This is a genomic window from Anaerobiospirillum sp. NML120511, from assembly GCF_023050955.1.
Lineage (GTDB): Bacteria > Pseudomonadota > Gammaproteobacteria > Enterobacterales > Succinivibrionaceae > Anaerobiospirillum.
Window position 1 is genome coordinate 1 of the sequence record NZ_JALKIK010000037.1, and the last position, 12164, is coordinate 12164.

Annotated in this window: 6 protein-coding genes; all 6 read right to left on the reverse strand. The window is 54.0% G+C overall.

The features are described from left to right. Positions 1-1247: 1247 nt before the first annotated feature. Entirely contained in the window at positions 1248-1439 is a 192-nt protein-coding gene (locus MXE39_RS09795; protein WP_246978503.1) for a hypothetical protein, read from the reverse strand. Between the two features lie 317 nt (positions 1440-1756). Further along, the gene (locus MXE39_RS09800) at positions 1757-3190 is read right to left on the reverse strand and encodes an MFS transporter (RefSeq protein WP_246978505.1); all 1434 of its coding nucleotides are present in this window, start codon (positions 3188-3190) and stop codon (positions 1757-1759) included. Positions 3191-4620: 1430 nt separating this feature from the next. Then, positions 4621-5790: a hypothetical protein gene (locus tag MXE39_RS09805; protein ID WP_246978507.1), complete on the reverse strand. Its 1170-nt coding sequence runs from the start codon at positions 5788-5790 to the stop codon at positions 4621-4623. Positions 5791-5807: 17 nt separating this feature from the next. After that, complete coding sequence (locus tag MXE39_RS09810; protein ID WP_247074027.1) at positions 5808-6587, reverse strand: hypothetical protein; 780 nt, start codon at positions 6585-6587, stop codon at positions 5808-5810. A 518-nt stretch (positions 6588-7105) separates the two neighbouring features. Further along, the gene (locus MXE39_RS09815; protein WP_246978510.1) at positions 7106-10072 is read right to left on the reverse strand and encodes a hypothetical protein; all 2967 of its coding nucleotides are present in this window, start codon (positions 10070-10072) and stop codon (positions 7106-7108) included. A 516-nt stretch (positions 10073-10588) separates the two neighbouring features. After that, entirely contained in the window at positions 10589-12067 is a 1479-nt protein-coding gene (locus MXE39_RS09820; RefSeq protein ID WP_246978512.1) for a TrbI/VirB10 family protein, read from the reverse strand. Between the last annotated feature and the right edge of the window lie 97 nt (positions 12068-12164).

Consider the following 12164-nt stretch of genomic DNA (forward strand, 5'->3'; position numbering starts at 1 on the left):
TTCTGATACACCAGGTTCAGGTCTCTATGCAGCCTGGGGTACCAGTGGTTAGATTACCAGGAATATGAGCTTATAAACATGATCTGTATCTTGTTTTACGATATTTTCCTGAGCCATCTTTCATGGCTATAACAGCAGGTACATGCCGCTACAGTTAAACCCGGCCTAACAGTTTTCAAAGCAGCATCATATGCTGTTTTGGATACAAGATGGCTACATGAGATGAAGCTGATACAGGCAGCAAAATTGAAGTGCCTTATGGCACAACCGCTCTCCATACATAGTCGTCCTTTTGCCTATGCCGAAGCTGGGCTGATGACATAAGCGTCATAGCCTGATCTGCAAATCATTTATTTCAAGCAGTCAAACCGGCAATGGATTGCTCATGCAGCTGAAACTCCCGGCAATGGCTGGGTCTGGCAGATGCTCGACCTGGCTATGGCTGGTTCTGGCTGGCGCACGACCTGGCCATGACAGGGGCTGGCAGATGCTCGACCAGGCTATGGCTGGTTCTGGCTGGTGCACGACCTGGCCATGACAGGAGCTGGCAGATGCTCGACCAGGCTATGGCTGGTTCTGGCTGGTGCTCGACCTTGCCAGGTAGGGACATGGAGGATGACCTGCACTCTTGATCGCAATGAGCATATGTCAAGTCATGGCAGCATATTGACGCCATTACTCATGACAGGCTCTGTCCTGAGTGTTCCTTATTTATACGTCTGGTTCACATGTTTGTGGATACCTGCAGGAATGGAGTGCAAATGCTCAGCAGGGAGGATGTTTGGCCAGCCATGCTGTGCCTGGCTTTGGCTGTGTCTGGCTTTGGGTTTGATGAATCATGCAGCTCTGGCAGCTGTTACAGCATTGGCTGGAGTTTTTCCGGGCGTATGGGCTGTGAGTTGCAGTGCCGATGCAGTGGCTCTGCAGTTGTGCTGCACTGGTGCTGCAGTACGCAGCATGTCCGGTGGTCGACAGTGAGTAAAGTATTGCAGTAATTTCAGTGAGTATGGTCGTGCAGTAAGCATTGATGCTGTTTAATAAACGTACAAATTTTGGGATGTGAGCTGACCTTTTCAGGGCAGGCGCCATAAAAGTGGGCAATTTGTGCATTTGCGGGTCTTTTGCAGATAAAAATGCGCAGGCCCTGGTCCCTGCCCGTCTCATGCGGACGCATGCACAGCCTGGCAGCAGCAGGGATGGCAGATCAGCTGCAGGGCTGCTGCTGGGACGGCTGGGTGGCTGAGCGTTTATCTTGCCGGAGCATCGCTGCAATCACTTGCAGCTGCCGGGGCTGTGTCTTGCTCAGATACAGCATCTGAAGCAGGGCTGTTGTCAGATGAAGCCTGCAGATCACTGATGCTGTCGGCAGCAGCCGCATCGCAGCCCGGTGAGCCCTGCATTATCTGATCGAGAACTGAGCTCAGCTGCTCATCATTCATGTCGTCAGCTCGTGTGACATCTATGATAACTTCAGAGGCTATGTGCTCAGCTGCAGCAGTGCCTGAGTCGCAGCTGCGTCAGCTGAGGCAGAGGTGGCACCGACTGAGGCAGATGCTGCGGCCGAAGCGGTGGCAAGGGCTGCACCGGCCTGGGCAGCTGCGGCCGGGACGCTGACGGCAGCCTGGGCTGCGCTCTTTTGAGCTGCGGCCTCAAGGGATGCTGCGATGACACTGGCAGCCGTTACCAGGGCTTCATCAGTGTGGTGATGAGCTTTGCTTTCGTACTCGCAGGCAGTTCCTGAAAGAGCAGCGACTGCCTATTTTTCATCAGGGGCTGTGACCTTGTGGTAGCGCTTTTCTTCGCCAAAGCCATATATGGTTCCTGCCACTACTGAGCCGGTACCTGCAGCTGCATCCTTATCAGGTCCAGTGACCACAGGTACGCCCTCTTCCTTGTTCTTCTGTTTCTGGGTGCTCAGATCAGCACCGCTGGCAATTTCCTCAGCAGCCTGCTTTTTAATGCTGTCAATAAGGTCATGACTTGGTGTTTCTTTGGCGACCTTCTGAGGAGGTACCTTGAGGGACTGAGGGGCCTTGAGATAAACCAGCAGGGCAATAACCAGCAGAATCAGACCTGAAAGCAGGAAGATAACTGACAGGTTAATCCAGGTGGCAATAGCGCCTCCGAGCAGTGGTCCTATGGCACCGCCAACCTGCTGAGAGGAGAAGAGCATGCCAAAGGCTGAACCACGCTCCAGCGGGCTGGTAACATTCACAATCATGGCATTTGCCGAAGGGAAAATGCCTGAAAAGCCCAGTCCAACACAGAACTGCAGAACGGCAAAAGGTATGAGAGTGTTTGGAATAAACTGTGCGGCAATCAGGATACCGGATGCAATAAGGGCAGCGAGCATGGTGCGGTAAAAGCCCACAGCCTGGCCCTGGCGGCCCCATATAGGAGCTGCAATGGCTCCGGCAATGCCTGAAAGGGAGAATACTATGCCTGAAATGAGGATCAGGTGATCATCGCTGTGGCGGAGCTCTGCAATATACAGAGTCATGATAGGCTGCAGCAGCATGATAACCATGGTGGTAAGACCAGCTGCCAGCAGGATAATGCCTACACCGTCGCGGCGCAGGAGATCGCCGTAGGTGACCTTGACTTTGGTGCGCTCATCCTGAGATTTTGGAGGCTCCTTGATGAAGATGACAGTAATGGCCGTGATGATGCACAGGGCTGCGCCGGCAATGAAAAATGAGGCACGGATACCAAAGGATTCAGCCAGCAGGCCGCCAAACAGAGGTCCGATAATGTTGCCGGTAATAAGTGCGCTCTGCATGATACCCATGCTTACGCCCACCTTGTTTTGCGGGGTATAGGCTGAGGTAAGAGCCAGTGAGGCAGGCCACAGTCCGGCGGCAAAACCCTGCAGCACACGCACCATAAACAGCTGGCCAGGTGTCTGCACCAGGGCACCGCAGAAATAGGTAACGGCAATCAGAGCGCTTGAGCGTATCAGCATCAGCTTCTTGCCTTTGGAATCGGACATTTTGCCCCAGATAGGAGCCATGACGGCACAGACGGCAAAGGAAATGGCGAAAATGGCGCCGGACCACATGTTAAGTGATTCCTCAGGGGTGCCAAGTTCATTGCGCAGATAAAGCGGCAGGAAAGGGACGAGCATGGTATAGCTTGCAGACATCAGAACGACGTTGCACACCATGATGGCTAAAACAACCTTCCAGTTCACAGAGACCTCCAGTTTCCGAAGTGAGCACATCAGCAAACTGTTTCAGTTACTGTCATGGCTCTGCTAAAACAGCGGAAACCAGCCATGGCAGGCATTTGCATCATCACCTGGCAAAAGAGCATACCTGCACGAACCTTAGTGCAGGCGGATTCATGCCACTTTCAAAGCAGACACCAGTCTGGAGATTACGGCTTAGCTTAATAGAGAGTTCTGTATAAGATAAATGCCGGCAAATCTGACGGACGTCAGCTCTGGTGCTAACTCAGACGGGGATCTGCCATGCACTGTATACCGGGGAAGCATCCAGTTTCAAATCCTCTTGTGAGTTGAGAAAGCCATGGTAATGCCATGAACATGACTGGAGTATGTCACTGCACCTGTATCATGCCCGGGCACCGCGCGGCAGCGAAAGCCATTGCACGGGGCTGTGCTGACCCTTCACGGGCAACAGCATGACACTGCACCGCAGAGGATGTGACTGCACCGCAGAGTATGACACTGCATTGGCGGCAGCATGTAACTGCGTGGCAGAGCATGTCATTGCACGGAGCTGTGCTGACAGAGCATGACAGGAACAGGTCCTGGCATGGGCATGTCATGACATAAGCATGGAAATCTGGGAGGTATTATCCAGAGTGATGAGGGAAACAGGTACTGAACCTGAGAACAGATAAGCTTCGATTCCGACGGCACGCGCACAACTACTTTAAAAAGGGATAGGTCCAGTGCAGGGCGCGACAGGATCTGCAGCTGCCTCAATATGTATTGCCCTGATCAGATTCAGAGCCGGTAATACATAAGGCTAAGGGAGCACAGCATGATAAGGACAGGACTGTGTAAATAAGGCAGCAAGGATAGTGTGAATTTCTTCCTGATCCCGTGCGTGGTCGATGGGGAGTCAAGCCTAAGAGTCTGTTGCTAAAGTATATGCCCAATTGAACTGCATAAAAACCCATGCAGTACTAATTTTCTCGATAAGGTTAAGCAAAAGGCAAAAGAATGGCAGTATATGATTGTTTAGCAATGCACCAAAATAATGCGATAAAAGTTTGGCCCGGATCACGCTTTGTGATGGGAAGATGAGCGCTAAAGAGTGAATAAAGCCTGTTAACAGAATGTAAATATCCGGCCGTAAGTGCACCCTCAGACCGCGTCAGTCAGGCTGCCACCATACTGTTCACCGGGGGCAGCACACTGGGCGTCTGATGCATAAGCATGCAGCCATGGGGCATGGGCTGCTCTACAGCGTGCTGGACGGATGACGGTGAGGATGGCTGGCGCCGCCATGCCCGCAAGGATGGAGCCGGCACGGCATGTGGCAGGCAGCTGGGCATGTGGCAGCCGGCTGGGGTGAGGAAGCGGGACGCGGCGTCACTGGCTGTGCCCTCAGGCTGCCATAAAGCAAACAGGCGGCCTGAGGCCGCCTGCAGTCAGCGATAAATGTTTAATGGCGCGTTTTTAATCATACTGGCCAGTCTGCCCGGGGCATAAATACAGGCGGCCGTTGTCAGCACTACCAGCAGGCATACGAGTCCTGCATCCTGAACACTGATAATCTGGCCCATCAGGGCTGCATAACGCATTTTAATCATCAGGGTGGTGATGACCTCAAGAGACATGCAGATCATGGCACTCATGCCGGCAATGCGCACCATCAGACCAAGCAGGTGGAGCATATAGCTCCATGCAATAGGCCTGGTGGTTTTAAAGGCGGCAAAGGTTATGGTGAACATGCCAAAGGAGCAGGACAGGTAGACGTTCAAAAAGAGCAGAATGTAGTAGACCACCAGTACCAGAATGCATACGTAGATGATGGAGACAAAGATAAAGAAGAAGATGACATTGGTTGAGATAATGCTGCGGGCATAATCCTCAATCAGGGCAAAGATCTCTCCTATCACTGTTGAAATGTCACCTGACACTATGGCGTTATCGCCACCAAGGCGCAGGGCGGTAGCAACAAGATCCGGGGCTATAAGGTCACTTGACAGTATCAGTACCTTGATAATGCCAAAGACCAGAATAATGCGTACAAATGACAGTACGAAGGTGTTCAGGGTGCGATGGCGCAAAATCAGCTTTATGCCCTCAAGGGTAATAGCCATTGTGAATATATAGACCATGAAGTTATTGGCGTAGAAAATCAGCCTCTGGTGCAGCAAAAGCAGCTCTCCCAGCAGAAACTGCACTGTCTGAGAAATGCTTATCACATCAGAAATCACAGGTGCAGCCTGAGCACTGCTGCCCGTAACAGCCAGCAACACAGTGAGCATAAAGCCTGTCATAAGTCGGCCATTTGCACATAAGTCCCACAGCCTCATGGCACGGCCAGCGCTCCAGCCCAGAGCGCGGATCAGCACAAACACGCTGTTTGCAGCGCTGCCTGCGGTTCCAGCGCTGGCTCCGGCTCCGGCTCCAGCGCTGGCTCCATATGCGGTGCCAGACGCAGTGCAGACAACGGTGCCGGAGCAGGCGCCGATGCCGGGGCTGGAGGACGCACTGAGGCCTGTCATGGGGCTGGAAGTGGATGAATGGGTCGTGTTTGCTGTTATGGTCTTGCTTTCCTGCTCTTTGAGGAGCTGTTGGTTTAATGGTGTCATAAAGATGCTCCTTACTGTCAGTGGCGCTGCATAAAGCTTTGCAGAGGCAGGCGATCAGGGGCCCGCTCAACATGGCGGGTAATCTCTTTGAGATAGCCCTCCTGAGCAAGGCGGACATTGCTCTGACGGGCAAGGTCATGGCTTTGCAGACGGGTAAGCAGGGCTATCTGATTGTTCAGGTCAATCATGGACAGGGCTGCTGAACCGTTAATCTTGGAAAGGGCATCAAGAGTGCCGGCCTGACTTGCTGTGGACTGGCTTTCAACTACCAGAGCCTGAACCTGGTCAATTTGCTCCTGAAGCTTGATATTCATGGACTGTGACATTTCAAAGGCTTCCATGGCCTGAGAAATGGTGCTGTCCTCAAGTTCGGTCAGAACTCGGGAAAACGAGCAGTTGCCAGCCTGCATGCATTTGCTCCAGGCACTGGCTTTTTGAAAGGAGGCCAGATACTGCTGAGCCGAACCAAACTCCTCCCATGCAGAGCGCGAGGCATAGAGCATGGACAGGGACTGCTCCTTGATGCGGGCAATGTTCTGCCAGCTTTCCTTGCTGTCCATGACATAGTTTCTGTCCATAAGATTCTGGGTGTCATGAGCAATGTTATTGCCCGAAAGCAGCTCCTGTATCTGACGGGCCTGATTGATATTGTCACGGGCCCACTGCTCAATGGAAATAATGCGCTGCATTACGCTTTCGTTAAGTGCCGAAGCATCCATAACTGGAATAGCAGCATGTGCTGTGTTGAAGCTGGCAACTGCTGTCATGATTGCTGCGGCGCTCAGTCCTGTTTTCAAAGCGCCCCTCAAGGTTTTTGTAAGACTGCTGCCATGGGTTGCGGTCAGGTGCTCTGCAGTCTTTACAGCGCCCGCGCCCGCGCCAGTGTCGACGGCGACGTCCGGGCCGCCTTGCTGTGATAAGTGTTCCTGGGATGAAGCTCGTGAAAAGTGTTCCGGGAGGGAATACTGTGAAAAATGTTCCTCGGAGTAAGCCTGTGAAAAGTGTTCCGGGAGGGAATACTGTGAAAAATGTTCCTCGGAGTAAGCCTGTGATAAGTGTTCCGGGAAGGAATCCTGTGATGAGCGTTCCTGTGAGGTGGTCTGTGATGTGTGTTCCTTGAATGAAAGCTCTGATGAAAAATGCTGGTTGAAAACTGTCATTGCAGATACTCCATAAAATTATAAGTACAGTGATTACGGCAATTACCTGGTTTTTGCTTTATGGCCGGTCAGGGAAGTGACCGGCTTTGCGCCTGTATGACTTGATGGTGACCTGATATGAAGATTCATATCTAAAACATAAAATAAAGCGTTTATCAGTTAAATGCCGTGCCTGCAGATGTCTGGGCTGTGTAAGCCTGCTGATAACAGGCAGATGCTCTGTAAAATGAATTATGTATGGAGCTGCTCTGAGCGACTGGCTGCACAGGTCTGTTATGCAGCTGCAACTGCATCTTTGGCTGCAGCATCTGGGGCTGCAGCGGCTGATGCTGATGCTGGCGCTGGCTCGGGCGCTGGCTCTGGTGCTGTGAATCGGTTGCTGATTGCCTCTGAGGTCTGGCCTGATGGGCCTGTACCTGTGGTACCGGGATTTTGGCAAGGCTGACGCAGCTGCGGATCAGCTCGCCGTTGTTGCGGGCGTGCTGCTCAAGGTAGTGGCACAGGATAATCAGAGCATGGAAGCGGCCCACAGTGCTGTTGGCAGGCAGGGTCTGAAGTGCATAAAGGGCTCGCTGACTGAGGGTCATGCACTGTCTGTACTGGGCACTGTCACTGCGTGGAGTTATACCCATGCTGCTCAGGTGGCTTAAGTAGCGCTGTGAAAGTTCGCTGTGCATGAGCTTTAGCAGGCGGCTGCGGCGCTGCTCATAGCCTGTTTGCAGCCTGCGCTCCTGCTCTGAGTGCTGTAGTGAGCCCATACCGTTGTCCACTGTATGACGCAGGGCATAATCATGGCTGCAGCAGGCGGCTTCGGCGCTCAGTGCCAGAATGCGGGCACGGCGCATATTAAGCTCAACCATTTCATCAAGGTCATCACCCTGGATGCTTCTGACATTTAACAGAGCACCACTGCCTCTCCAGCGCAGCTGCTCGGCTGTGTTCTCAATAAGAGCAGCGGCACGGTCACAAAGGTCAATAATGGTATCGATAATGAGCTTGCGCAGCGTACCCACTCCCTTGCCTTTAAGACTGTCTCTGATATGTGCCTTGAGCCTGACACAGCCATGGGCAGCCGGATCAAAGAAGGCCCGGGCCAGCACGCTGTCGCGCGGAATAAGACTGAGCACCTCTTTCATCTGCATGCTGCCCGCCCAGGTGCAGTCCCATCCTGTAATCACCTCATTGACCGGCTGTGCATTCTTAGCACGCTCACGCTCGCGCTCAGTTTTACGCTCCTTATCTCCATTGCGCTCATGCTCATGCCCGCATTCGCACTTACGCTCATACTCGAGCTCATGAGCATTGAGTTCAGTCCTGCCCGCCATGGCGGAACCATATTCCATGGTGCCCACAGCTCTTACAGCTGATACGCCGGAGCTGCCCTTGTCGTGAGCTGGAGCCTCCAGAAAGGTCAGCAGTTCATCAGGCAGGTCCAGTCCCATCAAATCACCGAGCATTCCATGAGCACGTACGGCTGACATGCGGGCACGGGCATTAATCTGAGCTGTGCCCAGCTCCTGCTCAACGAGCATCAGTGCTGTCATGGCCTCACCGGTGCGGCAGGTAGTACGCCAGCTCTCAAGCTTGCGTAAAACATGAACCACCATGGCCTCTCTGATGTGAGCAAGTGCTCCCTTGTGCCCGCCGGTGATGCCGCTGCCTTCGATGCAGTACTGTCCACCATTGCCGCTGGCAGCGGCAGAACAGCTGTTTGCAGCGCCAGCACAGCTGACGTCGTGGCTGCTCTTGCCATAAGTAAGACTGCCGTCAAGGCCAGTGCAGCTGCTGCCTGCTGTGGTAACTGAGGTAACAGAAGTGACTGCAGGGGCATCTGTACCTGAGATGACTGGATAGTCTTGAGTGAGTGCAGTGTCTGCAGTATCTGAGGTGACTGGGTTTTCTTCAGTGAGTGCAGTGTCTGCAGTATCTGCAAAGCCCATAATGGCACTTACAGTGGCGCTGTCGGCATCAAGGCCGGTAAGGGAGTTGATAAAGGTCAGTACTGAGCAGAGCTGGTCCAGATCTCCACTTAAACGGCTGGCGCTTTTAACCTGCAGTCCGTAGTGGGCAAGACAGCCGCGCAGATGGCTGTAGTATTGAGCATCATGGCCAGGTTCTGGGAAGACAGTGCAGTCGCAGTCTGCGGCTGGATCAGGGGCGGCCACAATCATGCGTGCGTTGTGAGCAAAGAACTGGCGTGAACCTGTATGGCCGGCATCATGGTCGGCATCATGACCGGCATCATGGCCGACATCACGACCAGTGCCATGACCGGCATCGCCCCCTGCCTCATCGACAGCGGTATTTGCCTTACCAGCAATCTCTGCTGCACACAGGGAGCCTGAGTGGCCTGCCTCATACTGGGTTCTGCCCAGAGTTGTCACTGCAGGCAGGGCAGAGAGCATGGAGTCCATGCTCTCAGTAAACTCTCCCTGACAGCTCACTGTGTGCATTTCTCTGCATAAAGAAGATTCACAACCGGTATTGGCAGCACACGCCGGATCAATGCTACTTACATGACTGGCAGCACAGGCCCCTGGCTGGGCAGAAGATGCTGACTTGCCTGGAGCTTTGAGCAATGGCAGGTCAAGCAGCTTGCAGCTTACTTCGCCCTCTTCCATGCGGCGCAGCATGAAGGCACAGCGGGCGCGCAGCTTAAGGGCAATGGCGCTTAAAGTAATCTGGTCGCTGCCAGATGCTGCAAGGGCAAGAGAGGTAAGACAGTGACGCATTTGAGAGAGCATGCGGCCTGGCATAAGGCGCAGCACCGGCTCAAGAGCAATGCCGCTTCCAAGGATTAGGGAGCTCCACTGCGGATCCTTACTTTCTGTGCCTGTGCTTATGCCTGCGCTGCTGGTCCAAGCGCTGCCTGATACAGCAGCTGAGTTATCTGCATCAGGCAGTGCTGCATTGCCAGCCTGTACGCCTGGGTTCTGGTCGCTGCGCAGGTGAGCGCTGTGCTTTAAGTAACGGGAGGCAATAACATGGAACTGGTCAGAGACTCTTTCATTGGCAGCCTCATTGGCAAGAGTGATATGACGGCTTGGGGAGGCCGGCTGCAGTCTGAGCTCAGAGCTGCTGCCTGGGAAAGTGAGATTTGATTTGAGGGCTGTAGCAATCATGACTGTTATCCTTATGTTTATCTGACTGGTGCGCGCATCAGCGTGCTTTGTCTATGTGACTTACTGTTACTTTCAGGCCTGTCTGAAGGGCAGGCTGAACGTCTGTCCGCAGAGCCAGCATAGTCAGCTGCATTGTCGGTTCGCAGAGTAAGCAGCGTCAGCTGCAATGTCTGTCGGTAGAGCTCACTGCAATGTCTGTCTGCAGGGGCTACTGAAAAGCCTGTCAGGAAGATCGGCTTAAGTGTCGTTAAGCCCGACTGCGGTTTGGGTAAGCGTTACTGCAGTGCTGATAAGTAAGACTCTGTGCAGAGTATGGGTTCATTGCTCGGGTGTTAAAGCATGTCTGTTTGTTTTTCTGCCAGCAGGCCTCGGTGAAGCGCCTGCTGGTAACTTTGGCATATCAGGCGGTCCTGACAGCGGGGGAAGGCCTGCCTGCCTGGTGGTTAAGACTGCCTGGCCTGAGTCAGGCTTATGATGTTGCGGCCGCAGTTCCGCACTGTCGTGACCGGCTTTCCGTCAGCGCCACTGTCTGGCTGCTGCGCTGCGGGCAGTGTTGCGGTCGGCGGTGTTGTGGTAAGGGGCGTCAAAGTAGATGTCTTTGGTCAGGGTGACATTGAAGGCAAAGCCCGGCTGAACCTTTAAGGTAGGGGAGAGGTTCATATTGCGCTCAATTACCTGAGTCATTACCCGTCCAAGAGACTGGCCCATGCTCTGAGACAGGGCTCCATTGAGGGTGAGTTCGCCATTGCTGTCGCGGGTATTATCGTCGGTGCTCAGGGAAATACCGGCTGTTATGCCACCCAGCAGCACGGCATGACCGAGCATGGACCAGAAGTGGGTATCAACATCGGCACTGAGGCCTGACCATCCGTCATGACCGGCTGCCGGCATGGCGCCAAGATTCATGGCACGGCCATCAGGGAAGATAACGCGGTTAAAGGCCAGCATCAGGCGCTCCTGACCCATCATGGGAGCTGAGGCATACTGTCCTGTTACTTTGGAGCCACGGGGAATCAGAACATGATCACCGCGAGGACTGTCATATACATCCTCGGTAACCTGAGCCTGAACCATGCCTGGCAGGTCAGAGTTGATGCCTGTCATAAGTACGCATGGCAGTACTGCTCCCTGACGAACCAGATAAGGGCTGAGCACAGGCTCAACTGCGGTATTAAGTAAACTGTCACTGTTGCCAAGGGCGTTATAGGCACTCAAAGTGCGGGAATTCATGGCAGGGGCGCTGTGTGCTCCGTAGGCTCCATAAGCTCCGGAGGCCCCATAGCCAGAACCGCTACCGCCCATGCCACCCATACCTCCCATAGCGCCACCGGCTGCCAGTGAGTTATAGGAAGACTGGGCCTCTGAGGCTGTATTCATTCGTAAGGCAGCTGAGTTCAGATAGGCCTGTGATGCAGGTGGAAGAGCGCCAGCTGCTCCATAAGCACCGGCAGCATAGTCAGCTGCCAGGGAGGCACCGGCCCCCTGGGAAGCGGCGCCCGCCCCGGCTGCACCTGTGCCCCTGGCAAGCGGACTCATATCTACCGGGGCACGCAGTGAACGCATAATGCTGTCATCGCGCATCTGGCGCAGGCGGGCGGCCATTTCCTGCTCCGGGGTCAGGGCAGCAGGTGCTGGAGCAGCTGCAGGAGCGGCTGGGGCCTGCACTGGTGCCGGGGTGTCATTGCTTTCATAGCGGGATACATAGGTTTGCAGATCCTCAATATTGAAGGCATCAGAGCCCTGGCTTTCAAGGGCGGTACGGCTTAAGGCCATAACAGGACTGCTCATGCCCTCAAGATAGTCAACAAAGCCGCCGGCACTTTCAAGAGCTGAACTTTGCTGCTGATTCTGAGGTGGCTGAGCTGGAGGAGCTGAAGTGCGCTTGAGGCTGACATAAAAGCCAAGGCCCATAAGCACAAAGGCAATGCCCAGGGCTATGAGCAGCGGGGTGCGGGTAATATGCCCGGCTTTTACGGTCTGATTGCGGTTTTCCATAACCTTATTCCTTATGTTCTTTCAGGCAGTACTGCTGTTATCTTCTCTGCCTGCTGCGTTACCTGGCATGGCAAGGCCAGACTGTGAACTGTCATGC

Coding starts and splice junctions, on each gene's coding strand:
- MXE39_RS09795 (WP_246978503.1), bottom strand. CDS start 1,439: ATGAATGATGAGCAGCTGAGCTCAGTTCTCGATCAGATAATGCAGGGC.
- MXE39_RS09805 (WP_246978507.1), bottom strand. CDS start 5,790: ATGACACCATTAAACCAACAGCTCCTCAAAGAGCAGGAAAGCAAGACC.
- MXE39_RS09815 (WP_246978510.1), bottom strand. CDS start 10,072: ATGATTGCTACAGCCCTCAAATCAAATCTCACTTTCCCAGGCAGCAGC.
- MXE39_RS09820 (WP_246978512.1), bottom strand. CDS start 12,067: ATGGAAAACCGCAATCAGACCGTAAAAGCCGGGCATATTACCCGCACC.